Source organism: Acidobacteriota bacterium (assembly GCA_016712445.1).
In the GTDB taxonomy this organism is placed as follows: Bacteria; Pseudomonadota; Alphaproteobacteria; order Caulobacterales; family Hyphomonadaceae; genus Hyphomonas.
Genome location: JADJRB010000001.1, coordinates 2,347,660 through 2,372,844 on the forward strand (window position 1 = coordinate 2,347,660; position 25,185 = coordinate 2,372,844).

Annotated in this window: 28 protein-coding genes and 1 tRNA gene; 11 read left to right on the forward strand and 18 right to left on the reverse strand. The window is 64.3% G+C overall.

From position 1 onward, the window contains the following. The first annotated feature begins 3 nt into the window (after window positions 1-3). Together thiL and IPK75_11940 are read left to right on the forward strand one after the other, a co-directional pair. Complete coding sequence (gene thiL, locus IPK75_11935; GenBank protein MBK8199066.1) at window positions 4-963, forward strand: thiamine-phosphate kinase; 960 nt, start codon at window positions 4-6, stop codon at window positions 961-963. Between the two features lie 117 nt (window positions 964-1,080). Next, a complete protein-coding gene (locus IPK75_11940) occupies window positions 1,081-3,258 on the forward strand; it encodes a sodium-translocating pyrophosphatase (GenBank protein ID MBK8199067.1) in 2,178 nt (725 codons plus the stop codon). Window positions 3,259-3,341: 83 nt separating this feature from the next. Here IPK75_11940 and IPK75_11945 read toward each other — a convergent pair whose 3' ends face one another. Then, window positions 3,342-3,821 carry an outer membrane protein assembly factor BamE gene (locus tag IPK75_11945; protein MBK8199068.1) on the reverse strand — a complete coding sequence of 160 codons (480 nt, stop codon included), beginning with the start codon at window positions 3,819-3,821 and terminating at the stop codon, window positions 3,342-3,344. Between the two features lie 75 nt (window positions 3,822-3,896). Between IPK75_11945 and IPK75_11950 the strand changes: the two genes are divergently transcribed. The 5 genes from IPK75_11950 (at window position 3,897) to IPK75_11970 (ending at window position 7,462) form a co-directional block, all read left to right on the forward strand. Continuing rightward, window positions 3,897-4,448, forward strand: a complete 552-nt coding sequence (locus tag IPK75_11950) for a ubiquinol-cytochrome C chaperone family protein (protein MBK8199069.1) — start codon at window positions 3,897-3,899, stop codon at window positions 4,446-4,448. A 97-nt stretch (window positions 4,449-4,545) separates the two neighbouring features. After that, window positions 4,546-5,577, forward strand: coding sequence for a phosphate acyltransferase PlsX (plsX, locus tag IPK75_11955; protein MBK8199070.1), 1,032 nt, complete (start codon window positions 4,546-4,548; stop codon window positions 5,575-5,577). A gap of 35 nt (window positions 5,578-5,612) precedes the next feature. Next, window positions 5,613-6,584, forward strand: a complete 972-nt coding sequence (locus IPK75_11960) for a ketoacyl-ACP synthase III (protein ID MBK8199071.1) — start codon at window positions 5,613-5,615, stop codon at window positions 6,582-6,584. 88 nt (window positions 6,585-6,672) lie between these two features. Beyond that, complete coding sequence (locus IPK75_11965; protein ID MBK8199072.1) at window positions 6,673-6,966, forward strand: integration host factor subunit alpha; 294 nt, start codon at window positions 6,673-6,675, stop codon at window positions 6,964-6,966. Between the two features lie 19 nt (window positions 6,967-6,985). Next, on the forward strand, window positions 6,986-7,462 hold the full coding sequence (locus IPK75_11970; GenBank protein MBK8199073.1) for a MerR family transcriptional regulator: 477 nt from the start codon (window positions 6,986-6,988) through the stop codon (window positions 7,460-7,462). On the opposite strand, the gene IPK75_11975 is transcribed toward IPK75_11970, so the two are convergent. Beyond that, the gene (locus IPK75_11975; GenBank protein ID MBK8199074.1) at window positions 7,463-7,924 is read right to left on the reverse strand and encodes a DUF1203 domain-containing protein; all 462 of its coding nucleotides are present in this window, start codon (window positions 7,922-7,924) and stop codon (window positions 7,463-7,465) included. 142 nt (window positions 7,925-8,066) lie between these two features. On the opposite strand from IPK75_11975, the gene IPK75_11980 reads away from it, so the two are divergent. After that, window positions 8,067-8,144 (forward strand) — tRNA-Pro (locus tag IPK75_11980). An 85-nt stretch (window positions 8,145-8,229) separates the two neighbouring features. On the opposite strand, the gene IPK75_11985 is transcribed toward IPK75_11980, so the two are convergent. The 4 genes from IPK75_11985 to IPK75_12000 all read right to left on the reverse strand — a co-directional run bounded on the left by IPK75_11985 (window position 8,230) and on the right by IPK75_12000 (window position 11,885). Beyond that, entirely contained in the window at window positions 8,230-8,676 is a 447-nt protein-coding gene (locus IPK75_11985; protein MBK8199075.1) for a hypothetical protein, read from the reverse strand. A gap of 5 nt (window positions 8,677-8,681) precedes the next feature. Further along, entirely contained in the window at window positions 8,682-10,919 is a 2,238-nt protein-coding gene (locus IPK75_11990) for a S9 family peptidase (GenBank protein MBK8199076.1), read from the reverse strand. Window positions 10,920-10,980: 61 nt separating this feature from the next. Continuing rightward, window positions 10,981-11,385: a peptide-methionine (R)-S-oxide reductase MsrB gene (msrB, locus tag IPK75_11995; protein MBK8199077.1), complete on the reverse strand. Its 405-nt coding sequence runs from the start codon at window positions 11,383-11,385 to the stop codon at window positions 10,981-10,983. Window positions 11,386-11,429: 44 nt separating this feature from the next. After that, window positions 11,430-11,885 (reverse strand): MaoC family dehydratase, encoded by a 456-nt coding sequence (locus IPK75_12000; GenBank protein MBK8199078.1) that lies wholly within the window; start codon window positions 11,883-11,885, stop codon window positions 11,430-11,432. Between the two features lie 150 nt (window positions 11,886-12,035). On the opposite strand from IPK75_12000, the gene IPK75_12005 reads away from it, so the two are divergent. Beyond that, a complete protein-coding gene (locus IPK75_12005; protein MBK8199079.1) occupies window positions 12,036-12,392 on the forward strand; it encodes a DUF4870 domain-containing protein in 357 nt (118 codons plus the stop codon). A gap of 6 nt (window positions 12,393-12,398) precedes the next feature. On the opposite strand, the gene IPK75_12010 is transcribed toward IPK75_12005, so the two are convergent. The 7 genes from IPK75_12010 to IPK75_12040 all read right to left on the reverse strand — a co-directional run bounded on the left by IPK75_12010 (window position 12,399) and on the right by IPK75_12040 (window position 20,273). After that, window positions 12,399-13,541, reverse strand: coding sequence for an aminotransferase class V-fold PLP-dependent enzyme (locus tag IPK75_12010; GenBank protein MBK8199080.1), 1,143 nt, complete (start codon window positions 13,539-13,541; stop codon window positions 12,399-12,401). After that, window positions 13,538-14,872 (reverse strand): beta-glucosidase, encoded by a 1,335-nt coding sequence (locus IPK75_12015; GenBank protein MBK8199081.1) that lies wholly within the window; start codon window positions 14,870-14,872, stop codon window positions 13,538-13,540. The genes IPK75_12010 and IPK75_12015 overlap by 4 nt, the downstream gene beginning before the upstream one ends. 195 nt (window positions 14,873-15,067) lie before the next feature. Beyond that, a complete protein-coding gene (locus tag IPK75_12020; protein ID MBK8199082.1) occupies window positions 15,068-16,615 on the reverse strand; it encodes an acyl-CoA synthetase in 1,548 nt (515 codons plus the stop codon). A gap of 28 nt (window positions 16,616-16,643) precedes the next feature. Continuing rightward, the gene (locus tag IPK75_12025; GenBank protein ID MBK8199083.1) at window positions 16,644-18,281 is read right to left on the reverse strand and encodes a M20/M25/M40 family metallo-hydrolase; all 1,638 of its coding nucleotides are present in this window, start codon (window positions 18,279-18,281) and stop codon (window positions 16,644-16,646) included. 86 nt (window positions 18,282-18,367) lie between these two features. Further along, entirely contained in the window at window positions 18,368-18,970 is a 603-nt protein-coding gene (locus tag IPK75_12030) for a GNAT family N-acetyltransferase (GenBank protein ID MBK8199084.1), read from the reverse strand. Then, window positions 18,949-19,347: a nuclear transport factor 2 family protein gene (locus IPK75_12035; protein MBK8199085.1), complete on the reverse strand. Its 399-nt coding sequence runs from the start codon at window positions 19,345-19,347 to the stop codon at window positions 18,949-18,951. Before IPK75_12035 ends, IPK75_12030 begins: the two co-directional genes overlap by 22 nt. Beyond that, window positions 19,344-20,273, reverse strand: a complete 930-nt coding sequence (locus IPK75_12040) for a sterol desaturase family protein (GenBank protein ID MBK8199086.1) — start codon at window positions 20,271-20,273, stop codon at window positions 19,344-19,346. Before IPK75_12040 ends, IPK75_12035 begins: the two co-directional genes overlap by 4 nt. A gap of 120 nt (window positions 20,274-20,393) precedes the next feature. On the opposite strand from IPK75_12040, the gene IPK75_12045 reads away from it, so the two are divergent. Then, entirely contained in the window at window positions 20,394-21,302 is a 909-nt protein-coding gene (locus tag IPK75_12045) for a crotonase/enoyl-CoA hydratase family protein (GenBank protein ID MBK8199087.1), read from the forward strand. 4 nt (window positions 21,303-21,306) lie between these two features. Next, a complete protein-coding gene (locus IPK75_12050; GenBank protein ID MBK8199088.1) occupies window positions 21,307-21,792 on the forward strand; it encodes a CinA family protein in 486 nt (161 codons plus the stop codon). Window positions 21,793-21,798: 6 nt separating this feature from the next. Here the strand turns inward: IPK75_12050 and IPK75_12055 are convergent, their stop codons facing one another. From IPK75_12055 to rpsF, 5 genes are all read right to left on the reverse strand, one after another. Next, window positions 21,799-22,326, reverse strand: coding sequence for a shikimate kinase (locus IPK75_12055; GenBank protein ID MBK8199089.1), 528 nt, complete (start codon window positions 22,324-22,326; stop codon window positions 21,799-21,801). A gap of 3 nt (window positions 22,327-22,329) precedes the next feature. Next, window positions 22,330-23,823, reverse strand: coding sequence for a replicative DNA helicase (locus IPK75_12060; GenBank protein MBK8199090.1), 1,494 nt, complete (start codon window positions 23,821-23,823; stop codon window positions 22,330-22,332). Between the two features lie 121 nt (window positions 23,824-23,944). Next, window positions 23,945-24,526 carry a 50S ribosomal protein L9 gene (gene rplI, locus IPK75_12065; protein ID MBK8199091.1) on the reverse strand — a complete coding sequence of 194 codons (582 nt, stop codon included), beginning with the start codon at window positions 24,524-24,526 and terminating at the stop codon, window positions 23,945-23,947. A 12-nt stretch (window positions 24,527-24,538) separates the two neighbouring features. Then, entirely contained in the window at window positions 24,539-24,793 is a 255-nt protein-coding gene (locus tag IPK75_12070; GenBank protein ID MBK8199092.1) for a 30S ribosomal protein S18, read from the reverse strand. A gap of 18 nt (window positions 24,794-24,811) precedes the next feature. Next, window positions 24,812-25,153, reverse strand: a complete 342-nt coding sequence (rpsF, locus tag IPK75_12075) for a 30S ribosomal protein S6 (GenBank protein ID MBK8199093.1) — start codon at window positions 25,151-25,153, stop codon at window positions 24,812-24,814. Window positions 25,154-25,185 lie beyond the last annotated feature (32 nt).

A 25,185-nucleotide genomic window follows, 5' to 3' on the forward strand; every position in this document is an offset into this window, starting at 1 on the left:
AAAATGGCTGAGCGCACATGGATACGGTCCTACTTCGCGCCGCTGGCGCGCGCGCCCGGTGCGGCCAATCTCACGGACGATACGGCCGAGCTGTCGCCCGCGACCGAGCCCGTTGTCATCACCACGGACGCCATAGTTGAAGGCGTGCATTTCCTCGCCAGCGATCCGATCGAGACGGTGGCCCGCAAACTGGTGCGGGTGAATGTGTCCGACATTCTTGCGAGCGGCGCTGTGCCGTCCGAAGCGCTGCTCACTCTCGGCTGGCCGGCGGCGCGACCGGAAGCAGACCTTGCCGCTTTCGCCGCCGCGCTGGGCGAGGAGCTGGAGGTTTGGGGCGCGTCGCTGATTGGCGGGGATACGGTTTCCAGCCCGGGTGGATTGTTCCTCTCGATGACCCTGACAGGCCGGTGCGCCGGACCCGCGCCCGTGCGGCGGGGCGGGGCAGGTGTGGGCGACGACGTATGGGTCACCGGCGAGATCGGCGCGGCGCGGCGGGGTTTCGCTGCGCGCGCTGAGGGTACCGAGAATGCGTGGACCGACGCCCTGCGGGTGCCCCGGCTTCCGCCGCTGGCGGCGGCTCAGCTTGTGGCCGAGGCGGCAACCGCGGCGATGGACGTCTCAGACGGACTGCTGGGCGATGCCGCCTCGCTCGCCGAAGCCTCTGGGGCGGGAGTCAGCATCGACCTCGGCCGCGTGCCGTTTGCGGGCGGGGCGGCGGATCTTGCTGAAATGATTGAACTTTCGACCTGGGGCGACGACTACCAGATCCTCTTCACGGCCCCGGCGGCGCGCCGCGACGCCCTGTTGGCAGCGGCAGGCAATGAGGGCGTCAGGGTCACCCGGATCGGCGAAATCCGCGCGGCGGCGGGCCTGACCGCAACACTAAATAACCTAGCCGTTAACCTCCCGGAAACCGTCGCCTTCGAGCATGGCAGAATCGGAATGCCTGCGACTCGCCCCTGAAGCGAGCCGGGTTGCACCCCCGGGGGGCGGCTGGCAGGCAGGACCGTCGGAAAAAGACCGCCACAGCCCTGCATTTGCGGGGCTGTCTGGCAAAAGGGGTAAAGGAAGGAACTGCCAATGACTTGGTATCTACTCGCACTTGGAGCGGGTTTCCTGTCGGTCGCCTATGGCTACTGGCAGATCAACTCGATCATGAAAGCGCCCGCGGGCAACCCGCGGATGATTGAAATTTCGCAGGCCATCCAGGAAGGGGCCAACGCCTACCTGAGCCGCCAATATCGCACCATCGGCATCGTCGGCGTGGGCGTCGGCATCGTGCTGTTCGCCCTGCTCGGCTGGAAGGCTGCGTTGGGCTTCGTGATCGGCGCCGTGCTCTCGGGCGCAGCCGGTTTCATCGGCATGCTCGTATCGGTCCGCGCCAACGTGCGTACGACTGAAGCGTCCCGCAAAGGGCTCAACGAAGGCCTGCAGATGGCGTTCAAATCGGGCGCCGTGACCGGCATGCTCGTGGTCGGCCTCGCGCTGATCGGCATCGTCGGCTACTACGGCCTGCTTACGAACGTCATGGGCCTGTCGCTCACCGACGAAGGCCAGAAGCGTGAAATCATCGACGCGCTGGTCTCGCTCGGCTTCGGCGCTTCGCTGATCTCGATCTTCGCCCGTCTCGGCGGCGGTATCTTCACCAAGGGTGCGGATGTCGGCGGCGACATGGTGGGCAAGGTGGAAGCCGGCATTCCGGAAGATGATCCGCGCAACGCTGCCACGATTGCCGACAACGTCGGCGACAACGTCGGCGACTGCGCCGGCATGGCGGCTGACCTGTTCGAGACCTATGCGGTGACGCTCGTCGCGACCATGGTGCTCGGCGGCATCTACTTCGCCTCCACGCCGTATATCGGGGAGATCATGATGCTGCCGCTCGCCATTGGCGCAGTCTGCATCGTCACCTCGATCGTTGGCACCTTCTTCGCCACGCTGTCGAAGGGCTCCACCGATGTCATGGGCGCGCTCTACAAGGCGCTCATCGTCACCGGCGTCCTGTCGATCGGCGGTCTTGCGCTTGCCATCGAGACGGTCCTCCCGGGCGGCCTCGCCGGCACCCTGGACGGCGCGGGCGCCCTTCTGGGCCTCGTCGATCCGGTCACCGGCGCTGCGGCCGACATCACCGGCTGGAAGCTGTTTGCCTGCGGTATCGCGGGCCTGTTCGTCACGCTGCTGATCGTCGTCATCACGGCCTACTACACCGAGACGAAATACCGTCCGGTGCGGTCGGTCGCGAAAGCCTCGGAGTCGGGCCACGGCACGAACGTCATCCAGGGCCTCGCCGTCTCGCTGGAAGCCACCGCGCTGCCGGCCCTGACTATCATCGGCGGCATCCTGCTGACCTACAACCTCGCCGGCCTCTATGGCATCGCGATCGCCACCACGACCATGCTGGCGCTTGCCGGTATCATCGTGGCGCTCGACGCGTTCGGTCCGGTGACGGACAATGCCGGCGGTATTGCCGAGATGGCTGAACTGCCGTCGGAAGTCCGCAAGACGACCGACGCGCTGGACGCTGTCGGCAACACCACGAAAGCGGTGACCAAGGGCTACGCGATCGGCTCCGCCGGTCTCGGCGCGCTGGTGCTGTTCGCGGCGTACTCGGAAGACCTGAAATACTTCGCGGGCAAGGCCAGCGAAGGGTCGTTCTTCTACAACGTCACGGTCGATTTCTCGATCGCCAACCCGTACGTCGTGGTCGGCCTGCTGTTCGGCGGCCTGCTGCCGTTCCTGTTCGGCGGCATGTCGATGATGGCCGTTGGTCGCGCGGCTCAGTCGGTGGTCGAAGAGGTCCGCCGCCAGTTCCGCGAAATGCCGGGCATCATGAAAGGCGAAGTGAAGCCTGACTACGGCCGCGCCGTGGACATCCTCACGCAGGCTGCGATCAAGGAAATGATCGTGCCGTCGCTTCTGCCGGTGCTGTCGCCGATCGTTCTGTTCGGTGCCATCTGGCTGATCGCCGGCACGGGCGCGGCGCTGGCTTCGGTCGGTGCCATGCTCCTCGGCGTCATCGTGACCGGCCTGTTCGTTGCCATCTCGATGACCTCGGGCGGCGGCGCATGGGACAACGCCAAGAAGTACATCGAAGACGGCCACCATGGCGGCAAGGGCTCGGAAGCCCACAAGGCTGCCGTAACCGGCGACACCGTCGGTGACCCCTACAAGGACACCTCGGGCCCGGCCGTGAACCCGATGATCAAGATCACCAACATCGTCGCGCTGCTGATGCTCGCCGTGCTGGCCGGAATGTAATCTCCGGATACGGATCAAACAGAAGCCCCGGAACTTCGGTTCCGGGGCTTTTTTTGTTCTCCGGCTCGAGGCGCCGAAACGGACTAGCGGTTGCGGCCCGTCGGGTTGTCCGGCGTGGCTTCGTTGGAGTTCGGCAGGCGGACGTTGCCAACCGTGCCGAATATCTGTTCCCACAGGCCGAGTTCGCGGCCGCGCGTGGCGGTTTCGCGGGCGGAATAGCTGATCACCTGGCCATCGGCGGCGGTGTAGCGCAGCACTTCATCGACCTTGTCATCTTCGCCGAACCGGATGGCAGTGATGCTGCGGTCGACGACTTTCGGATTGTAGAAAGCGAAGCGCTCCTGAACGTCCGAAATGTAGAACCAGGTATTGGTGTCGAACAGGCCCTCGGTCGAGGGCGAGCCGAGCTGGGCGACCACCGACGAGCGGGTGTCGACGTCCGGCTTGATGTCGTAGGGCTGCACTTCGTCGGGAATATAGCCGTGGAAGTCACGGGCCGGCGTAACGCACGCGGTCAAGGGCAGCGCGATGAGGCTGGCTGCCAGAAGGGCACTTTTACGCATGGAGTCGCTCCAGTTGGGCTTTGACCAACGAAGTAGCGGCAGGTAACCGGGCTTGGCAAGCATGGGAGTGCACCCTTGGCGCCATTTTCGGGCAACTGGTTCCAGCGGGCCGCGGCGCGGCGCAAGGCGGCTTCGCAGGCCTATCGCGGGATGCTGGCACAGGCGCTGGCGCCCGTGCATTATCTGGCTGGCGGCGTTCCCGACACTTTCGAGGGACGGGCCCGGATGGTGACCGTGCTCGCAAGCCTCGCCTGCGTGCGCTGGTCGCTGATCCCGGGCAAGGACACCGCCTGGCTGGTCCAGCGGCTCGGCAGCCTGGTGCTGGACGGGTTTGACGCGGCTTACCGGGAAAAGGGCGTTGGCGACGCCTCGATCGCGCGCAAGGTGCGCAAGCTCGCGGAAGGGCATACGGGGCTGGGGAAAGCCCTGTTTGCGGCGTTTTCGGCGCCAGATTCGGTGGCGGAATTGACCGACGTGCTGCGGCGCAACGGCGTTGTGGCCGCGGGCCGCGAGGGCGATATGGCGGCGCTGTTGTTGCGCCTGCAGGCAGATCAGGCGCGTCAACCGGACGAGGAGATACTGGAAGGCCGGTTCGACTGGGGCGCCATTGCGCCCTTGCAAGGCTGATATCCGCCGCATGTCGCCCGTTGCCTTGCCCCCCGGCGACGCTTAAACCACGCAAAAATACCTAGAATCTGGCCAGTCAAGAGAGGCGCAGGACAGGATGCAAGTCTCGCAGACACTGTCGATCGATGCCATGGGCGGGGACAACGCGCCCCGCGTGGTCATCGACGGCGTGGCGCAGTTCCTGGCCGGGCGCCCCGACATGCGGGCGCTGTTGCATGGCGATGAAGCCGTGCTCGCTCCGATGGTCGCCGGCAACAGCGTGCTGGAAGCCCGCGCGACCATCGTTCACTCCGACACCAAGATCACCAGCGACATGAAACCGAGCCAGGCCCTGCGCCGCGGCAAAGGCAGCTCCATGTGGAATGCGGTCGAGGCCATCAGGGATGGCAAGGCCGGCGCTTCCGTGTCGGCGGGAAATACTGGCGCACTGATGGCGTTGTCGATGCTGATCCTTCGCAAGATGGAAGGTGTCCACCGCCCGGCGATGACGGCGGTATGGCCGACGCTGCGCGGACGCACGGTGGTGCTGGATGTCGGCGCGAACGTCGAAGCCGATGCGCAGCAGCTCGTCACCTTTGCGATCATGGGCGAGGCGTTTGCCCGCGCCACGCTCGGTATCGCGCGGCCGACGATCGGCCTGCTGAACATCGGCTCGGAAGAAATGAAGGGCCATGAGGAAGTGCGCGAAGCGCATGAGTGGATCCGCGCCGCAGCGCTCGATCTCGACTATCGCGGCTTTATCGAAGGCGACGACATTTCGAGCGGCGCGGTCGATGTCGTGGTCACTGACGGTTTCACCGGCAACGTGGCGCTGAAGACCGGGGAGGGCGTCGCACGCATGCTGGCAAGCCACATGCGCGAGGCGTTCACCGAAAGCCTGATGTCGAAAGCCGGCGCTGTGCTGGCGATGAGCGGTCTGAAGCGACTGAAGTCGCTGATGGACCCGAGCAACGTGAACGGCGGCGTGCTGCTCGGCCTTGGCGGCATTTCGGTGAAGAGCCATGGCAGCGCCGATGCGCGCGGATTTGCACGCGCTTGCGAAGTGGCGGCAGACCTTGCCGCGAGCGATTTCCAGGGCGAGATCGCGGCCAACCTCGCAAGGATAGGAACCGGCGGCGTCGCGGCCTGATCCCGCGCGCTGGCTTGTCGGAAAGGATATTGAGGATGGCGCGACGCAGTTTCATTCGCGGAACCGGGAGTTACCTGCCCGAGCGTGTTCTGACCAACGCCGAGTTGTCGTCGATGGTCGAGACCTCCGACGAATGGATACAGGAACGCACTGGCATCAAGCGGCGCCACATTGCCGCCGATGGCGAGCTGACCTCCGACATCGCCACGGCAGCCGCGCGCCGCGCGCTGGAGGCCGCCGGCATTGACGCGTCCTCGATCGACCTGATCGTGCTGGCGACGACCACACCGGATCGCACCTTTCCTGCCACGGCGACCGCCGTGCAGGCGAAACTCGGCATCACGCAGGGTGCTGCGTTTGACGTTCAGGCGGTGTGCTCCGGTTTCCTGTTCGCGCTCGCGACAGCCGATTCGATGTTGCAGCAGGGCCTGTTCAAGCGCGCGCTGGTCATCGGCGCTGAGACGTTCACGCGCATCATCGACTGGTCTGACCGGGGCACCTGCGTGCTATTCGGCGATGGCGGCGGAGCCGTGGTGCTGGAATCTGCCGAAGGCGAATTCGCGGCCGACGAGGGCGTCATCACCCACCACATCCGCACAGACGGGTCGAAATCCGACTTGCTCTATGTTGATGGGGGCGTCAGCTCGACTGGAACCATCGGGCATGTCCGGATGGAGGGGAACCGGGTGTTCAAGCACGCGGTGGCCAACATTTCGGCGGCAATCGAAGCGGTGCTGGCCGAGACAGGGCTCACCTCGGCGGACATTGACTGGTTCGTGCCGCACCAGGCCAACAAGCGCATCCTGGACGGCGTCGCGAAGAAGCTGGACATCCCTGAAGAAAAGGTCGTCATCACGGTCGACCAGCACGCCAATACGTCAGCGGCCTCGATTCCACTCGCGCTGGACCATGCGGTGCGCAGCGGCCGCGCGAAGAAGGGCGACCTGATCCTGTCGGAAGCGATGGGGGGCGGCTTCTCCTGGGGCGCCAGCCTTTTCCGCCTTTGACCGCAGCCTGCCCGAGATTTCACTAACGCGACCGCTAGGAATTCGTTAAGATACCGGGCTTAGGCTTTGACGAAAGGCGATCAGGCAAATGAGCAACGCGACCGTTACCCGGGCTGAAGTTACCGACGCCATTGTTCGCGAAGTCGGTGTGACACGTCAGGAATCGGCTGACCTGCTGGACCGCACACTCGAACTCATCGGCGCAGCGCTCGAACACGAGGAAGAGGTGAAGCTCGCCCGTTTCGGCAACTTCGTCGTCCGTTCGAAATCTGCGCGCGAAGGCCGCAATCCCAAAACCGGCGAAGAAGCGCCGATTGCCGCTCGCCGCGTTGTCACCTTCCGCCCTTCGCCGATGCTGAAGACGCTCGTCGGACGCGACTGAACCTGCACAGGATGCCCGCATGACCGCACTCAGATCCCGGATCGAAAAATCCCAGGCTGCGTTCAGGTCGATTGGTGAGGCTGCGAGCGAGCTTGGTCTCGAAACGCATGTGCTGCGCTATTGGGAGACCCGTTTCCCGAAGGACGTGCGGCCGATCAAGCGCGATGACGGCCGGCGCATGTTCCGGCCGGAAGACATGAATGCCCTGCGCGCGATCCGCCTGCTGGTGCATGAGCGCGGCATGACGCTGAAAGGCGCGAAGGCGATGCTGGCGGAGCAGGGCATCGACGCCGTGCTGGATGGATCAGCGAAGCTGTCGGCTGCCGCGCTGGAACCCGTTTCAAGCCCCGCGCGCGAATTGCAGGCTAGCGTCGCGCGCGCCTTCGCTGCGTCGCCGGACGCCGGCGCGCAGCAGCTTCGTCTTGAGGGCGCGCTGAACCAGTTGACCGATATCAAGAGCCGTATCGACGCCGCCCGGGCCCGCCGCGCCGCCTGATCAGGCGCGCACGGCTTTCGCCGCAAAGCAGCCGTTGCGGGCGTAGTGGATGTGGGCAAAGCCGACATCGGCGCGCTGGAAGCCTTGCGTCAGGAAGCCGGCCAGTTCAGTTCCCTCGAACACGTCACTTCCGACGATGTTGCCCTCTTCGTCAAAAAGACGGGCGGAAACCAGGCGCCGGCGGATGGCGGCCGGTACTTCGTCAATGGCAAGGTTTGCTTCGCGGGCGTTTTCGCGCACGCAGATGGCATGGCTGGCGCGGTAGGGCGTATCGACGTCAAGATGGGTGTAGTTGAGCAGCAGGACTGTTTCGCCCTCTTCTGCGTCGGCGAGGCTGACGCGGCAGGGCATGCCGGTGCCCTTGGCCATGCGCCGGGCGCGGCGGGCGGCCAGTTCCTCGTCGCTCAGGCGGAACAGCGGCGCAAACTCGGCCATGTTCAGGGGAAGGATGCGGAATGACATCTGGGAGGCCTTTCGGGTTTGCGCCAGTTTCCGCCGGGATGCGGCGCGGATCGACCCGATTCTTGCGGTCCGCACGCAAAGCAGGCGCCGGGATTATCCCGGTTGCAGCCGGATAGGGGTTTGCCTATACAGCGCGTTCGGTCGGAGCGTGGCGCAGCCCGGTTAGCGCACTAGTCTGGGGGACTAGGGGTCGTGGGTTCGAATCCCGCCGCTCCGACCATTGAATTCTGGTGCTGCTTCGCAGCAGAAATCGATCCGGGGGATCGATTTCAGGAATTCAATGAATCCCAAGCTCCGGATTTCCGTCACCCCATCACGGCACGTCTCAGAGCCCGCGCGTCCCACAACGCGTTGTGCTGCACGGCTTCTTCCATGTCGGTCGGATAGGCCGACGCATGGAGCAGGCGCAGTGAGAGGTCAGGGATCCGCACCATCTGTCCCGGCGCAATGATCAGGCATTGCATCAGGTGCATCAGGTCTTCCGGCCAGTCTGCAACGATGACCGGCGCAGGATCATTCGTCAGGAAAGCCTGGATGGCCCGGCCGAAGCGGTCGAGCGGCATGATGTCGGGCCGCGCATCCGGGAGCGACAGGTGAGGCAGCACATGGTCCGCGATCCAGTCATGATCGGCGAGCGCGTTCAGTTCGCTCTCGGGCCGCGACAGGTAGAGTTCACCGGTCTCGCCCGAGAGCGCGAGGCTGATCAGTTCGCCGCCGAAGCCGTTGAACTCGCAGTCGAGGAAATAGAGCACCGGCGCTACTCCGGCGCGCCCGCTCCCGGCGTGAGTTCCACGCTGTCGATCTTGCCGGCCGCCGCGAGCGCAAAGGCATACTCGATCGCCACTTCCTTCAGACCCTCGAACCGGCCAGACGCGCCGAAGTGTCCGGAGTCGAGATTGATGCGCAGGAAATACGGGCCGGCGCCCGGCGCTTCATGGCGGAGTTTCGCGGCCCATTTGGACGGCTCCCAATAGGTCACGCGCGGATCCGTCACGCCGCCGGTGATGAGCATCGGCGGGTATTGCAGTGCGCCGACATTATCATACGGGCTGTAAGCGAGGATCGTGTCATAGGCCGCTTCGTCCGTGAGCGGATTGCCCCATTCTGGCCATTCCGGCGGCGTCAGCGGCAGGCTCTCGTCCGACATCGTGTTGAGCACATCGACGAAGGGCACGGCCGCAATGATGCCGCCGAACAACGTCGGATCCATGTTGGCCACGGCGCCCATCAGCAGGCCGCCAGCGGAGCCGCCCTGCGCGATCAGGTGGCCGCGCTTCGTGTATCCCTTGTCGACGAGGTATTGGCCGGCGGCGACGAAATCCTTGAACGTGTTGGTTTTCTTGTCGAGCTTGCCATCGAGGTACCATTGGTAGCCCTTGGCCATCTCGCCGCGCGGATTGACGATGGCGTAGATGAAGCCCCGGTCCACGAGGCTGAGGCGGCCCGTGCGGAAGTCTGCCGGAATCGTGATGCCATACGAGCCGTAGCCGTAAAGCAGGACCGGCGCGGTGCCGTCGACCGGCGTGTCCTTGTGGCGCAGCAAGGTGACGGGCACTTCCGCGCCGTCCCAGGACGGGGCCATGATGCGTTCGACCACATAGTCCGCCGGATTATGGCCGGACGGAATTTCGCGGGTCTTGCGCAGCACGCGCTCGCGGGTATCGAGATTGTAGTCATAGACCTGGTCGGGCGTGGAGGGCGACGCATAGTCGAACCGCAGGACCGGCACGTCATATTCATAGCCGCCGTCGAGGCCGAGATCGTAGGCAGCTTCGTCAAACCTGATGGTGTGGTTTTCGGCGAGGCCGCGCGTGTGGATCACGATGCGCGGCAAGCCGCCTTCGCGCTCCATCACGGTGAGGTAGTCCTTCTGGGCATGCACGCCCAGCAGCAAGGTACCCGGACGATAGGGGATGACATCTTCCCAGTCGTCGCGCGACGACGACGTCATGGGCGCCTTCACCAGCTTGAAGTCGACCGCGCCGCCATAGTTGGTGGAAATGTAGAACGCACCGTCCCAATGGGTGACCGAATATTCGGTGTCTTCAAGCCGCGGCGCCACGAGGCGCAGCTTCGGGTTCAACTCGCCGGCGGGGAACCAGTAGGTTTCCGAAGTCGTGTGGCCGCCAGCAGAAATGAAGATCACTTCCTCGCTCTCGCTGGCGCTGAGGCCGACGAAGAATCCGGGATCCTTTTCCTCATAGACCAGCGTGTCCGCGCCGGTCGCCAGGTCGCGCTGGTAGACGGCGCTCGGCCGGCCATTCGCATCGCGGAACACCCAGAAGATCGCCTTGCCGGTCGCGCTCCATTCGAAATCGCCGTAGGCGTTCTCGATCAGCACGCCGGTGTCGGCATCTGTCTCGATATTCTTTACACGGATTTCGTAATACTCGCTGCCCTTGGTGTCGGTGCCGTAGGCGAGCTGGGTATGGTCAGGGGAGGCATCGACCTCGCCGAAAGCGAAATAGTCCTGGTCCTTGCCCATCGCGTCACCGTCGAGCAGGATCGTTTCCGCGCCCTCCGGATTGAATGCGTCAGCCGCAGCGCGGCGGGCATAGACCGCATATTCGCCGCCTTCGCGGAAGCGCGTGTAATAGGCCCAGCCGCCATGGATCGACGGCACCGAGCTGTCGTCCTCCTTGATGCGGCCGCGCATCTCGTTGAACAGTTCTTCGCGCAGGGCCGCCGTCGTGTCTTCGAGACGGGCCTTGGTGAAGGCGTTCTCGGCTTCGAGGTAGCCGCGGATATCCGGCTTGAGCAGTGACGGCTCACGCATCACTTCCTGCCAGTTGTCATCCTTCAGCCAGTTGTACGGGTCGTTCCGGGTGCGCCCGAGCTGGTTCGTCTCGTGGTCCACGCGCGCAGCAACAGGCGCCGGCGGCAGGGCTGCACTGGTCGTCAGGGCGTCAGTCAGGGGCGCGTCGGGGGTCATCATGCATCCGGAAAAAAGCGTTGTGACGGCCGCAAGGCCGGCGAAGTGGGCAGCAAGGCGCATCGGGAGCTCCGCAAATCTCTTTGTGCGATAGTGGAGCAGCCCGGCGCGAACTGTCCAGCGCTTATTCGGCCGGGCGAAAATCCAGCACGGCGCCGTTGATGCACCAGCGTTCTCCTGTCGGCGGCGGGCCGTCGCGGAACACATGACCCTGGTGCAGGCCGCAGGTGGCGCAGTGACATTCCGTGCGCGGAATCACCATCTTGAAGTCGGTTTTGGTTGCCACAACATCCGGGGAGACCGGCTGCCAGTAGCTCGGCCATCCGGTGCCGGACTCGAACTTGTGCTCTGACGACCAGAGCGCGGTGCCGCAGCCCTTGCAATAGTAGATGCCGGGCCGCTTTTCGTCCTGGAAATTGCCGGGCGTGAACGCGCGCTCGGTGCCTTCCTTGACGCCTACGCGGTAGGCTTCAGGGTCAAGCAAAGCCTGCCATTCCGCATCGGTGCGTTTGATCTTGGTTTTGGACATCGGGGGCGCTCCATTCAGTGGCTCGCCCCCAATATAGTGCCGGATCAGCCGTAGAGAACCGTGATCGACTCAGCGACGAGCGCGGGGCGGTCCTTGCCTTCGATTTCGACGGTGGCTTCCATCTTCATGGTCTTGCCGCCCGCCTTCGATTCGACCGACAGGCACTTCTGGCGCAGGCGGACCTTGGAGCCGACCGGCACCATGTTGGTGAAGCGCACCTTGTCCGAGCCATAGTTGATGCCGCGGGTCGTGCCTTCCACGCGAAGCACTTCAGCACCGAGCATTGGCAGCAGCGACAGGGTGAGGAAGCCGTGGGCGATCGGGCCGCCGATTTCCTTCGTAGCACGGGCAACGTCGACGTGGATCCACTGATGGTCGCCGGTCGCGTCGGCAAACTTGTTGACGCGGTCCTGGTCGATGGTGTGCCAGTCGGACACGCCGACTTCCTGGCCAGCGAGCGATTCCAGGTCGGCGTAAGAAATTTTGCGGGGATTGGCCATGCGGTCCTCCTTGAATTGGCTTGAATGCTTTTGCCTGTTCTGGCGCGGCCACGGCGCTTCCGCAAGGGTAACGGCGCGTCAATTGTAGGCCGCTTGACTGGCGCGCGCGCGGCCTCAATCTGGACATGTGGACACGCGAACATGACAGCCATGACGATTTCGACCCTCTTCTCGTTCAGCAAGGGCACGCCGGGCTATGCGCGGTTGGTCTATGCCGGCCTCCTGCTGGGCTTGTTCGTGCCCGGCTTGAACGTCGTCGCTGCCGTCGTGGCCTACCTTGCCCGGGATGCGGGCGACGCGCTCTTCCAGGCGCATGTGAAGAACCAGCTGCACATCTTTGCCAAGAGCGTGGTCTACGTGCTCATCGGGCTGGTGCTGACCTATTTCCTATTCGGCGTGCTGATCATCATGGCGGCGATCGTGTGGTACATGCTGCGCATCACCAAAGGCCTGCAGGCGCTGGCGCGGAACGCGCCGCCCGACAATCCGGAGAGCTGGTTGTTCTGACCGGCCTCAGGTGAGATGCCGGTCCAGCGCCTCAAGGAAGCGCGCGATATCTTTGTCTCGCGTGAACAGGTGCGGCGTGATCCGCAGGCGGTTGCCGCGCTTTGACACATAGATGCCTTCCGCTTTGAGCCGCGCGGTCAGGTCCGCGGGCGCGGTGTCCGGCAGCAGGGCGCCGAGATAGTGCGGTCCGCGCTCCGCTTCCGGCATGACCGGCAGGCCGCGCTTCTCCAACTCCGCAGCCAGGCTTCGATTGCGGTGCGCGAGGGTCGCCTCGATATTGGCAACGCCCCAGTCGAGCACCTGCCTGATGGAGGCCTCGAAGGCGGGAAGCAGCGCGAAGTTCGACCTTTCTCCCATGTCGTAACGTTCCGCACCCGGAGCGAATTCATCCGTATAGTCGATTAGGCGGGAGAAGTCGTCGGCGCCCTTCCGGGTGATCCAGTTCTGCTCAAGCGGCCGGCCGTTGCGCCGGTGGGGCGCCGCATAAAGGAAGCCCATCGCGTAGGGCCCGAGAAGCCATTTGTAGCCTGCTACGGCGACAAAATCCGGCTGCACTTCGCGCACGTCGAAGCGCATGGCGCCGCAACTTTGCGTCAGGTCGAGCACGAGGGCGGCGCCAACGTCGCGGCACCGCTTGCCCACCGCTACAAGGTCGATCCGTGCGCCATCCGTCCAACGCACCTGGGGGCAGGCGACAAGGCCGGTATCTGGCCCGATGGCGTCGAGAAGGGCTGAAGACAAGTCAGCGTTTCCGTGCGCCTTGACCGTGATGACCCGTGCGCCGGCAGCGCCTGCGTGCGCGCGCCATGTGTAAACGTTCGACGGGAACTGGTCTTCCAGCAAGAGGACCGATTGTCCCTTCGCCAAGGGCAGGTTCTGCGCTGCCGTCGCCAGCGCGTAGCTGACGGACGGTACGAACGCGATGCCGGCTTCGTCCGCGCCGATCAGTTCGGCCAGCAAGGGGCGAAGACGCTTCGTGTCGGTGAAGAAGTCCGTATCCGGAATGTTCCAGGGTCGCAGCTTGCGCGCGAGCCCGCGCTGGCCTGCCTCGGAGGCGGCCAATGGCAGGGGACCCATCGTGGCGACGTTTAGGTAGGCGACGTCGTCCGGGATGTCGAAAAGGTGGCGCTGGTCCGGGATGAGGGTCATGCGGTGGCCGCCGCCCCGGCGAGGTCTGCGAGCAGGCGATAGGAGGCCTTGGGGGTCCGCTTCTGTGTGGCGTAGTCGACATGCACAATTCCAAAGCGCGGCCCGTACCCCATCGCCCATTCGAAATTGTCGAGCATCGACCAGACAAGGTAACCGCGAATGTCCGCGCCCGCTTCCCGGGCGTCCTTCACGGCGCCCAGGTAGCGCTGCAGGTAGGACACGCGCGCTTCGTCGTTCACCGTGCCGCTGGCGTCCGGCTCGACATCGTCGGCCATGCCGTTCTCCGTCACATAGACCGGCAGGCCGTAGCGGCTGGATGTCTCGACCAGCATGTCGCGGAAGGCGCCCGGATCGACGTGCCAGCCCATCAGGGTCTTCTCCGCGCCCTCTGGCGGAGCCGCCGGTCGATAGCCCCAGGCGCTCGCGCGCGCCGATGCATACTGCGGCGAATAGTGGTTGAGCCCCAGCCAGTCGAGCGGCGCATGGATTGCGGCTTCATCTCCGGGCTTGATCCGGTCGCCCATCCAGCCGCGCGTGATGGGATCGTATTTCCCGAGAAATACCGGATCAGCGGTCGCCCGGTTCATCGCGGCGTCCATTCTTGCGGCGGCCTCGCGGTCGGCGTCGCTGTCCGTGGCCGGACGAACCGGCTGCAGGTTCGGGACCGATCCGATCCTCGCGCCAGCCGGTAGGCCTGATCGCAGGCGCCGTACGGCGGCGCCATGCGCGAGGTTCACATGGTGGACCGCGTCAAGCCAGGCCTCCCGGTCGCGGATGCCGGGCGCGTGCACGCCTGCGCCATAGCCGAGCATGGTGAACATGTTGGGTTCGTTGAACGTCGCCCAATGCGTGACCCGGTCGCCCAGCCGGCGCGCGAGCAGCCCGGCATAGTCCGCAAACAGGGGAACGATCTCGCGGTTCGTCCAGCTAAGCCCGGCCTTGTGCAGGGCGAGGGGAAGGTCCCAATGGTAGAGGCAGAGCCACGGCGCGACGCCATTGTGCAGAAGCTCGTCGACGAGGCGGTCGTAGAAGTCGAGCCCCGCCTCATTCGGTTGCCCGCGGCCCTCCGGCAAGACCCGGCTCCAGGAAGTGGAGAACCGGTAAGCGCTGAAATTCGCCGCCTTCATCAGCGCGACGTCTTCCTTGTACCGATGATAGTGGTCGCAGGCGACATTTCCGGTGTCGCCATTCTTCACCCGGCCGGGCTCTGCGCTGAAGGCGTCCCAGATGCTGGGCGCCCGCCCGTCCGCATCATGCGCCCCCTCGATCTGGTAGGACGCGGTGGAGGCGCCCCAGACGAAGTCGGTGGGAAAGTCGCTGCGGCGGATCATGGTGGCCTCCCGGGGGTTTTGCGGAAGGATGCGATGTCTGAGACGGGGCCGCAAGGCGACATGGCCCCACTCTAACCCTTCCCACAAGGGGGAGGGGACCTGTAGCGCTGCTTTGCAGAGGTTGCGCTCCCCGAAGAGTGACCTGTCCCCCCCCATCTTGGGGAGGGTTAGGGTGGGGCTGGCAACAGTGAGGCCCTAGACGATGCGGCTGTCCTTGTTGCCCCAGTACCGGTCGCGGATAAGGCGCTTGTACAGCTTGCCGGTCGGGTGGCGCGGCAGTTCGGGATCGAAGTCGATGCTCTTCGGGCATTTGATCTTAGAAAGGTTCGCCTGGCAGAATTCCATCAGCTCTGCGGCCAGTTCCGGTGAGTGCGCGATACCCGGCATAGGCTGCACCACGGCCTTCACGGCCTCGCCAAAGTCCTCGTCCGGCACGCCGATCACGGCACAATCGGCCACTTTCGGGTGGGTGATCAGGATGTTCTCGGTTTCCTGCGGGTAGATGTTCACGCCGCCCGAAATGATCATGAAGGCTTTGCGGTCGGTCAGGTAGAGGAAGCCGTCTGCGTCAACCTTGCCGACATCGCCCAGCGACGACCAGTCGGGATGCTTCGGGTTCAGCGCCGCTTTGTTCTTCTCCGGCGCGTTGTGATAATTCGGCGGTGTGGTGCCTCCGAAATACACCTGCCCCTCTTCGCCGACGGGCACTTCATCGCCCTCTTCATTGCAGATGTGCAGTTCGCCCAGCACTGGCCGGCCGACGGTGCCCTTGTGGGTCATCCAGTCAGGGCTCTTCACCCACGTCATGCCGTTGCCTTCGGAGCCCGCGTAATACTCGTCGATCACCGGACCCCACCAGTTGATCATCTGCTCCTTCACCGGCACCGGGCAGGGCGCAGCCGCATGGATCGCAAACTTGATACTCGAGACGTCGTATTTCTTGCGCACATCCTCAGGCAGCTTCAGCATCTTCACGAACATCGTCGGCACAAGCTGCGAATGGGTGACCTGGTATTTCTCGACCAGCTGGAGGTAAGCCTCGGGATCGAACTTCTCCATGATCACCAGCGTCGCGCCGATGCGCGTGAACGCCATGCACCAGCGCAGCGGCGCGGCGTGATACAGCGGCGCCGGCGACAGGTAGACCGACGTGTCGGTGGCGCCGGACATCACGCGCGCGATCTGGATCAGCGCATTGTCGCCGTCGATGGGCAGGCCGGGCTCGAGCGGCGGGCGAATGCCTTTCGGCCGCCCGGTCGTGCCGGACGAATAGAGCATGTCGGTGCCCGCCATCTCGTCCGCCACCGGCGTCGCCGGGAACGTGGCGCGATGGGCTTCGAGCGGTGTGAAGCCGTCGATGGCGCCGTCGATGGACCAGCAATCCTTCAGGCCGGTCGCGGTTTTTACTTCCTTCGCAATCGTACCCTTCGAGGCGCTGGCGATCAGCAGCTTCGCGCCGGAATCCTCGATGATGTAGGTGACCTCCGGCGTTGTCAGGCGCGACGACACCGCCACGTAGTAGAGCCCGGCACGCTGGGCGCCCCAGCAGATCTCGAAATAGCGCGGCGAGTTCTCCGCAAAGATCGCGATCGTGTCGCCCGGTGCGCAGCCTGCAGCGCGCAGCGCCTGCGCGATCTGGTTGGAGCGGTCATCGAGTTGCTTGAAGGTGATCACTTCGCCCGAGCCGGCCATGATGATAGCCGGCGTATCGGGGCGCGATTTTGCATGATGAAAGGGGTGCATGGTTTCCTCCGGGAATTTTGTGTTTGGTTCAGGGTTCCATTGGGCCGTTGAACTGGCGCGCGAAGAAGTCGTCCTTCTTCCACAATGGACGCTGGTCTGCGTTGGCGAGCGTCAGGGCAATGCGCGCATTCAGTTCGGCAAACCGGGCGGCGGCATCGAAATTGAGATTGTTGGACATGTCGTCCGAGGGGCGGTGATAGTTCTTGGCCTGGTGCTCGGCGATCGCCTTGTCGCCGCCATTTTGCCAGCCGGTCGCGAGGAACACGGATGGGATCCCGGCCTCGACAAAACGGAAATGGTCAGAGCGCGTGAAGATACCTTGTTCCGGCGCCGGGTCGGGGCTCATCGTTATGTTCATGGCCTTCAGCGCCGTCTCGACGCTGGGAGCAATCGTCGAGCGCAACGCGCCGTAGACGATCACGTCCGTGAAGTCATAGGTCAGCACCGGCATGTCCAGGTTGACGTTGGCGACAATCGTTCCGGACACGGACGGGTTCTTGGCAAAGTATTGCGCGCCGAGCAGGCCCTTCTCCTCGGCCGTGAGCGCAATAAAGACAACGGTGCGTTTCAGCGGCGGGCCGTTCTTGAGCATCCGGGCGGCGTCGAGCATGGTCGAGACGCCGGCCGCGTTGTCCAGCGCGCCGTTATTGATCTTGTCGTCCTCCATGGTCTTGGAGATGCCGATATGGTCGAGGTGGGCGCTGATGACGATCACTTCGTTTTTCAGGTCCGGATCGCTGCCTTCGATCATTGCGACCACGTTCGCCGATTTGACCGTGTCGTGCGCAGACCGCTGCGTGATCTTGATGGTGATCGGCATCTCGAAACTCGGCACGGCGGCGCCTTCGGCTTCGGCCGCGGTTTCGATCTCGGCCCAGCTGACCGGCGCGCCGGTAAACAGCGCTGGCGCACCTTCGAGCGAGACCGCCGCATATGCTTCCAGGGCCGGCGCGTCAGTGTACGGCGTACCATCCTCCTGAAGCCATGCGAGGCTCGCGCCCTCCAGCCGGCCCTCAGCGAGCAGGCGCTGGAACGAGTAGATCGCCTTGCGCGTCGGCGTTTCAACAGAAATGACGCCGATCGCGCCGCGGTCCGACAGGTTCTTGTATTTGCGGTTGCCGTAAAAGGCGCGCTCTTCGTTCTGGATGCCTTTCGGCGTCCCGCCCAACACGACCGCAATCTTGCCGGTGAGGTCGACGCCGGCAAAGTCGTCTCGGTCAAGTTCGGGCGCAACGAGCCCGAAGCCGACAAACACTGCGGGAGCTTCGATGGTGGCTTCGGTTCCCTGGATCGAGTTGTAGACGACCGCATTCACGTTCTCGGTCAGCGGCAGGACATTGCCCGCTGCGTCCTTCACTTCAAATGCGCGTCCGTCAGCCTCGCGGACCGAGCGGCGGAACGTGATGTCCTGGAAATAGGTGCCGTCATTGCCTGTCGGGGCAAGGCCCATCTCGGTGAATTGCTTTGCGACATAGTCGGCCGCCAGATCGTAACCCGGTGTGCCCGCTTCGCGTCCCTCCAGCTCATCTGATGCCAGATAGGCCATGTGCGCCTCGATCGCCGCGGCGTCGGGAGGCGGCAGCTCTTTCGTCGCTTCAGGCGCGGGCGTGCAGGCGGCGAGCCACATGGCCGCGAGGCAGAACACGGCCAGACGAGAGAAAGGCATGGGCGCAGCTCCAGGCAGGTTCGGGAATGAAATCCAGTTCTATCGCCGCCCGCCGCGCTGTCCACGTTTGACCTTGCGGGAAGGCGTCAAAAGGCCCGCATCCAGCAGCCCATCTGGTGCGTTTCGCTTGGTCCCCCTGGCTTTGTCGGCCAGCTGAAGGTCGTTACCAGGCCGGGCAGCTTGCGATAGCCCCGCTTTTCCCAGAACGCGTCGAGCGGTGAATAGCCGGCCGGCCGGGCAGGATGGTCTTGCGCTCGTTCGACGGCGCAAAAGCAGGTGCGGGCATAACCCCGTGCGCGGGCGTGGCCTTCACGGGCGTCGAAAAAGGCGTGCCCCAGCCCGTGACCGCGATAGGCGGGCAGGAGGACAGACTCACCAAAATAGAACGTCGAGGCAAGGTCATACCCGGCCTCGGCCAGCGGCGCAGCAAACTCGCCGTGATGGCCGGTCAGCGCCGAGCCGGTAGCGCAGCCGACGATGCGGCCATCATCGGCTTCAGCGGCGATGATGAAACTGTCCTTCGCCCCAGCGAACTCGCGCAGGTAGCCCTGTTCATAATCTTCGGAGCCGGCGTAGAGATACGGAAACGCCCGGAACACCTCGATGCGCAGCGCTGCGAGCGCGGGCAGGGCCGCTTCGAGTTCGTCGCCGGTCAGCGCCCGTGTCTTCACGAGACTTGCCGGATCCATTCCTTGAGATTGTAGTAGGTCGTCACCCGCTGGATGGCGCCGTCCCTGACGTCGAAAAACGCACCCGCCGGCAGCTTGTAGGTCTGGCCGCGCGCTTCGGGCAGTCCAGCATCGGTCTTCTTGTACACGCCGTTGACGATGAACTCGGCTGCCGCGCGTGATCCGTCTGCGGACGGCATCACGACGATATCGGTCAGCGTCTCGTCATAGCAATCATCCATATGCGCGATGAACTCAGCGAACGCCTTGCGGCCGCCGCGCTTGTCGCCCTCGTTGACGAAGTGGTTGATGTCCTCCGCCACGCAGCCGGCCATCTTCGCCCAGTCCTTCGCGTTGAAGGCGGCGTAGTAACGGGTGATGAGGTCGGAAGTGTTCATTTCGGCAGTCCTGCTTGCCCCGCCTCGGCGGGGTTCTGCGCCACGAAGGCGCGCTTCAGTTCGATCGAGCGGTTGTGCTGCCCGTCCGGGCTCCAGCCCGGCGCATTGATCGCGCGGCCCACCCAACGCCACGGCCGCAGGCCATCGCGCGCGCAATCGCGCAGCAGGCCGCCCAGCTCATGGAAGGCAATCACGAACGGGTTATACGTGCCCACCGGCTTGACGATGCCATAGACCGGCTTGTCGCGTTCCAGTTCCGGCACGAAGCTGCCGAACATCTTGTCCCAGGTGATGAACACGCCGGCATAGTTGGCGTCGAGGTACCGCGGATTGGTCGCGTGGTGCACACGGTGATGGCTCGGCGTGTTGAACACCGCCTCGAACCAGCGGGGCATCTTGTCGATCGCCTCGGTATGGATCCAAAACTGGTAGAGCAGGTTGAGTCCGCCGACGAAGGCGATGATGTAGGGGTGGAAGCCGATCCAGACCATCGGCAGGCCGAGCAGGATCAGCCCGGTGAACGGCCCGAACCAGGGTTGGCGTAGCGCTGTGGTCAGGTTGTAATGCTCGCTCGAATGGTGCGTCACATGCTCCATCCAGAACCAGCGCATGCGGTGCGCAAAGCGGTGCTTCCAGTAATAGACGAAATCGTAAAGCACGAAGGCGAGGAGGAAACTCCACCAGGTGAACGGGATCTCGCCGATCCGGTAGGGCCAGGCGAGCATCATCATCCAGAACGCGATCACGCCCGTGGCGGTGTTCACCACGACATTGCCGATCCCCATGGCCATGGAGGCGAAGGCATCCTTCGTCTCGTAGCGCCCCTTGGCGCGGCCGGACTTCACGGCCCACCATTCCAGCGCCACCGACACCACGAAGAAAGGGGCGGCCAGGGTTGTGACGGGAGGCAGTTCGGCGAGGTCCATACCGGAATCGCTAGCGAAAAATGACGGCCGCGTCACCCCCAACCCGCCGCGCGGGCAACGCTTGACGGACGTCGGGGAAGGGGCTTGTTCTCGGGGCTAGTCATTCACAGGAGGATACGCATGGCCCGCCCGAAAGAGTTCAAGGAAATCATTCTGGACATCGAGGATGGCATTGCCACGCTGACCCTCCACCGCCCGGACAACATGAACGCCTTCACCGGCGTGATGATGTACGAGATGATCGAGGCGTTCGACATCACCGACGCCGACGACCGCGTGAAGGCCGTGATCGTCACCGGGCACGGCGACCGTGCGTTCTGCGCCGGCGCCGACCTGTCGGCAGGCGCCAAGACGTTCGACTATGACGCCCGCGCCGGCGACGGCGAGAAGGGCCGCACCGAGAGCATTGACATCCAGCGCGACGGCGGCGGCCGGCTCACCTTGCGCATCTTCCAGAGCCTGAAGCCGGTGATCGGCGCCATCAACGGCGCGGCCGTCGGCATCGGCGTGACGATGCAGCTGCCGATGGACATCCGCATCGCGTCCGACAAGGCGCGCTTCGGCTTTGTGTTCAACAAGCGCGGCATCAACCCGGAGGCCGCTTCCAGCTGGTTCCTGCCGCGCCTCGTCGGCATCCAGCAGGCGCTCGAATGGTGTTACACCGGCCGCGTCTTTCCGGCGGATGAGGCGCTCAAGGGCGGCCTGGTGAGCAAGGTCGTTCCGCATGCGGAGCTGATGACGGCGGCGCGCGCCCTCGCCAAGGAGATTGCCGACAACACCGCTCCGGTTTCCAACGCCCTGACGCGCCAGATGATGTGGCGCATGCTCGGCGCCTCGCACCCCATGGAAGCCCACATCGTCGACTCCGCCGCCATCTACACGCGCGGCAAGACACCGGATGCCAAGGAAGGTGTGATGAGCTTCCTCGAGAAGCGCACTCCGGTCTATCCCGTGAAGGTGTCTGACGGCATGCCGGGCTTCTTCCCGTGGTGGGACGAGCCGGAATTCGAATGGATCGGCAACAAGTAGGCGGATGCAGTCCCTGTTGCCCCTGGCTGCGGAGATCGGCGCGCGCCTCAAGGCGCGCGGCGAGACCGTGGCGATCTCGGAATCCTCCGCAGGCGGACTGATTTCGGCCGCCATCCTCGCCGCGCCCGGTGCCTCGAACTGGTACCGCGGCGGCGGGGTCATCTACACGCGGCAAGCCTTCCGCGGCCTGCTCGGCCTCGGCAAGGAAGACCTCGGCGACATGCGCTCGTCGACCGAGCCCTACGCGCGTCTGCTGGCCCGCACGATCCGCGGCAAGCTCGATGCGCACTGGGGGCTCAGCGAAACGGGCGCGGCCGGCCCGGATGGCAATCCGTACGGCGACGCCGCCGGGCACACCTGCGTCGGGCTCGCAGGGCCCGGCAAATTCGAAGCGTCCCGTACGCTTGAAACCGGTCTCAGCGACCGCGCGGAAAACATGCGCCTGTTTGCGAGGGATGCCCTCGAGTTCCTGCACGCCGCGCTGGATTGAGCCCGTTCAGCCCTCAAGCCGGGCGACGATCTGGCTCGCCGCCGCTTCCGCCGATACCGCCCCAGTGTCGATCACCAGATCGGGCTCCGGCATCGCGGCTTCGCAGGCTGCAAATTCCGCCTGCAATGCCTGCAACAAATTCTTGTCGCGCAATTTTCCGAACCGGGCGCGATCGTCGTTGGCGATCCGGCTGGACTGACCCTCGCTGGAAAGTTTGAGATAGACCAGCAGCACATCGCCGCCCTTGCTCCGCACAAGGTCGATCACCGACTGCGCAAAATCAGGTGAAACAGAGCTTTCCGGCTGGAACGTGAAGATCAGCGAGCGATCTTCGGCGCAAGCGGCGCCGACAACGTCCATCCAGAACTGCTCGCGCAGCCGCACGAAGCTCGGCGAGCCGAACGGGAAAACGGCGTGCACGGCATCGACGATGAGATGGTTGTGGAACAGCGCGAGTCCGGTGCGCGCGGCCACCAGCTTTGACACCGTATATTTCCCGGCAGCCGGCGGGCCGTATACGAAAACGAGCTGCATCGCCTACTCGAACGGATCGGACTTCGCGGCGTCGTAGGCAAGGTCGCCAAACCGCGTAAGGCGCGCGTCGAACGCGAGTTTCACCGTACCGATGGGGCCGTGGCGCTGCTTGGAGACGATCACTTCGGCCGTCCCGAACACCTGGTCCATCCGTTGCCTCCAGGCTTTCCACTTTTCGTTCGAGGACGGATCATTCGGGTCTGCCGGCGGCTCGGTCCGCGCAAGGTAGTATTCCTCGCGGAACACGAACATCACGATATCGGCGTCCTGCTCGATCGAGCCGGATTCGCGCAGGTCCGAGAGTTGCGGGCGCTTGTCGTCGCGCTGTTCCACCGCGCGCGAAAGCTGCGACAGCGCGAGGACCGGGACAGCAAGATCCTTCGCCAGCGCCTTCAGCGCGGTGGTGATCTGGGTGACTTCCTGAACGCGGTTCGTGTTGGACCCGGACCCGGAAGCCGTGATCAGCTGCAGATAGTCGATGACAATCAGGTCAAGCCCTTCGGACCGCTTCAAGCGTCTCGCCCGAGCCGTCAGCTCACTGATCGAGATGCCGCCCGTATCGTCGATGTAGAGCGGCAGGTTCTGCATCTCGGCCGTGCCTTCAGACAGACGCTCAAAGTCGGCCTTTGACAGCTTGCCCTGCCGGATGTCGTGCGAGTTGATGCCGGTGCGTTCCGCCAGGATACGTGTTGCCAGCTGCTCGCTCGACATCTCCAGCGAGAAGAAGGCGACTATCCCGCCGTCGATCGTCTTGCGCGAGCCGTCTTCCTGCTTCTCGTAGCGATAGGACTTCGCGACGTTGTAGGCGATGTTGGTGGCAAGCGAGGTCTTCCCCATCGAAGGGCGTCCCGCAAGGATCAGAAGGTCCGAGCGGTGGAAGCCGCCGAGCTGCTCGTCGAGATCGCGCAGCAGGGTAGGGATGCCGGCGATCTTGCCGCCGCGCTTGAACGCCGCTTCTGCGGTGACCAGAGATTCCGCAAGCGCATCGGCAAAGGTCGAGAAGCCGCGCTCCGAACTGCCGCGCTCGGCGAGTTCGAACAGCGCGCGTTCCGCCTTGTTGATCAGCGTGGAGCCGGTGTCGTCATCCTCCGGCGCCAGCGATTGTGACTGGATGCCGCCGCCTACGCGGATCAGCTCGCGCCGGATCGCGAGGTCACGGATGATCCTCGCATAGTCCTTCACTTCGGGGCCGAAGGCGGCCGCGTCGAGCAGGTCGACGAGGTACTTGCCGCCGCCGATTTCGGTCAGCTTTTCCTTCTGCTCGAAATGCTCGCGCAACGTCACGCCGTCGGCCACCCGGCCGGTCTGGATCATGTTCGACGAGACTTCGAACAACAGCTGGTGGGCGGGGGCGTAGAAGTCCTGCGGGCGAAGGATGTCGGCGATGTACTGATAGACGTTGTTGTCGAACAGGATCGCGCCCAGCACGGCGGCTTCCGCGGCGAGGTTGTGCGGCGAGACAACAGGTGTCTGTGAGGGCGTGAGCGGCTGGTTCATGCCGGTATATTAACCTAATGCGCGAGGGACGGCTGGCCCTTTCGCCTGACGAATCACAGAAAAAAAGGGCCGCGACTTCACAAAGTCGCGGCCCCTGATTTCAGTGCAACAGGCGTGACGACTATTCGTCGTCGCCGGCCGGGCCGCGCTCGGCTGCTGCTTCGGCGAGTTCGCTGGCCTGTTCGGCAGCAAACGCCGCGTTGGCAGCTTGCAGCGCCTCGGCGATGTTCTCGCCCTTGGCCTGGCGTTCAGCTTCTTCCGGCGACCGGGCCACGTTGACCTGGACCTTCACGGCGACTTCGGCGTGCAGGCGGATCGACACGTCATAAAGGCCGATGGCCTTGATCGGCTTGTCGAGGCGAACCGAGTTGCGCGGCACCGAGTGACCGGTTGCTTCGGCAGCTTCAGCCACGTCGCGAGCCGAGACCGAACCGTACAGCTGGCCGGTTTCGCCGGCCTGACGGATCAGCACGAAGGTTTCGCCTTCCAGCTTCTCGGCTTCGGTCTTTGCGGCGTCACGGGCAGCGGCGTTGCGGGCCTCGATGGCCTCACGCTCATGCTCGAAGCGCTTGCGGTTGCGGTCGTTGGCGACCAGCGCCTTGCCTTGCGGGATCAGGAAGTTACGGCCGAAGCCGTTCTTCACGCGCACTTCGTCGCCGATCTTGCCGAGACGTTCGATACGCTCAAGGAGAATGACTTGCATCTGGGGCTCTCCTTAGATCGCGAACGGAATGAGCGCCAGCATGCGGGCGCGCTTGATCGCCTGAGCCAGCTTGCGCTGGTTTTTCAGGTTCACGGCGGTGATGCGGCTCGGCACGATTTTCCCTTTTTCAGAGATGTAGCGCTGCAGCAGCTTCACGTCTTTGTAGTCGATTTCCTGTGCATGCTCGCCCGTGAACGGGTCGACCTTGCGCCGACGGCCGAAGGGGCGGCGGGCAGGAATGTTCGTGATGTTGATTTTCTGTGCCATTGGATCTGTTCCTTCCCCTTAGTCGCGCGGACGGCGTTCTTTGCGCGAGAGAACCACGGACGGCTCCTCGGGCATCGCTTCGACGCGGACGGTCAGGTAGCGCATCACGTCTTCCGAGATGCGCTGGCGGCGTTCGAGTTCATGGATCGCTTCAGCCGGTGCATCGATGTTGATGCAGGAATAGTGACCCTTGCGTTGTTTCTTGATCGGGTAAGCGAGGCTGCGGAGGCCCCAGTATTCGGTCCGACCGACCGTTGCGCCTTTTTCCTTGAGGAAAGCGCTCATCTCTTCGACGAAGGTGTCAACCTGGGCCGGCGAGATGTCAGGTCGTGTAATCACGACGTGCTCGTAGAATGCCATGTTTTCATTCCCAAAATTCGAAGGTGCGGCGC

Coding starts and splice junctions, on each gene's coding strand:
- thiL (MBK8199066.1), top strand. CDS start 4: ATGGCTGAGCGCACATGGATACGGTCCTACTTCGCGCCGCTGGCGCGC.
- IPK75_11940 (MBK8199067.1), top strand. CDS start 1,081: ATGACTTGGTATCTACTCGCACTTGGAGCGGGTTTCCTGTCGGTCGCC.
- IPK75_11945 (MBK8199068.1), bottom strand. CDS start 3,821: ATGCGTAAAAGTGCCCTTCTGGCAGCCAGCCTCATCGCGCTGCCCTTG.
- plsX (MBK8199070.1), top strand. CDS start 4,546: ATGCAAGTCTCGCAGACACTGTCGATCGATGCCATGGGCGGGGACAAC.
- IPK75_11960 (MBK8199071.1), top strand. CDS start 5,613: ATGGCGCGACGCAGTTTCATTCGCGGAACCGGGAGTTACCTGCCCGAG.
- IPK75_11965 (MBK8199072.1), top strand. CDS start 6,673: ATGAGCAACGCGACCGTTACCCGGGCTGAAGTTACCGACGCCATTGTT.
- IPK75_11970 (MBK8199073.1), top strand. CDS start 6,986: ATGACCGCACTCAGATCCCGGATCGAAAAATCCCAGGCTGCGTTCAGG.
- IPK75_11975 (MBK8199074.1), bottom strand. CDS start 7,924: ATGTCATTCCGCATCCTTCCCCTGAACATGGCCGAGTTTGCGCCGCTG.
- IPK75_11990 (MBK8199076.1), bottom strand. CDS start 10,919: ATGCGCCTTGCTGCCCACTTCGCCGGCCTTGCGGCCGTCACAACGCTT.
- msrB (MBK8199077.1), bottom strand. CDS start 11,385: ATGTCCAAAACCAAGATCAAACGCACCGATGCGGAATGGCAGGCTTTG.
- IPK75_12000 (MBK8199078.1), bottom strand. CDS start 11,885: ATGGCCAATCCCCGCAAAATTTCTTACGCCGACCTGGAATCGCTCGCT.
- IPK75_12005 (MBK8199079.1), top strand. CDS start 12,036: ATGACGATTTCGACCCTCTTCTCGTTCAGCAAGGGCACGCCGGGCTAT.
- IPK75_12010 (MBK8199080.1), bottom strand. CDS start 13,541: ATGACCCTCATCCCGGACCAGCGCCACCTTTTCGACATCCCGGACGAC.
- IPK75_12015 (MBK8199081.1), bottom strand. CDS start 14,872: ATGATCCGCCGCAGCGACTTTCCCACCGACTTCGTCTGGGGCGCCTCC.
- IPK75_12020 (MBK8199082.1), bottom strand. CDS start 16,615: ATGCACCCCTTTCATCATGCAAAATCGCGCCCCGATACGCCGGCTATC.
- IPK75_12025 (MBK8199083.1), bottom strand. CDS start 18,281: ATGCCTTTCTCTCGTCTGGCCGTGTTCTGCCTCGCGGCCATGTGGCTC.
- IPK75_12030 (MBK8199084.1), bottom strand. CDS start 18,970: ATGGATCCGGCAAGTCTCGTGAAGACACGGGCGCTGACCGGCGACGAA.
- IPK75_12035 (MBK8199085.1), bottom strand. CDS start 19,347: ATGAACACTTCCGACCTCATCACCCGTTACTACGCCGCCTTCAACGCG.
- IPK75_12040 (MBK8199086.1), bottom strand. CDS start 20,273: ATGGACCTCGCCGAACTGCCTCCCGTCACAACCCTGGCCGCCCCTTTC.
- IPK75_12045 (MBK8199087.1), top strand. CDS start 20,394: ATGGCCCGCCCGAAAGAGTTCAAGGAAATCATTCTGGACATCGAGGAT.
- IPK75_12050 (MBK8199088.1), top strand. CDS start 21,307: ATGCAGTCCCTGTTGCCCCTGGCTGCGGAGATCGGCGCGCGCCTCAAG.
- IPK75_12055 (MBK8199089.1), bottom strand. CDS start 22,326: ATGCAGCTCGTTTTCGTATACGGCCCGCCGGCTGCCGGGAAATATACG.
- IPK75_12060 (MBK8199090.1), bottom strand. CDS start 23,823: ATGAACCAGCCGCTCACGCCCTCACAGACACCTGTTGTCTCGCCGCAC.
- rplI (MBK8199091.1), bottom strand. CDS start 24,526: ATGCAAGTCATTCTCCTTGAGCGTATCGAACGTCTCGGCAAGATCGGC.
- IPK75_12070 (MBK8199092.1), bottom strand. CDS start 24,793: ATGGCACAGAAAATCAACATCACGAACATTCCTGCCCGCCGCCCCTTC.
- rpsF (MBK8199093.1), bottom strand. CDS start 25,153: ATGGCATTCTACGAGCACGTCGTGATTACACGACCTGACATCTCGCCG.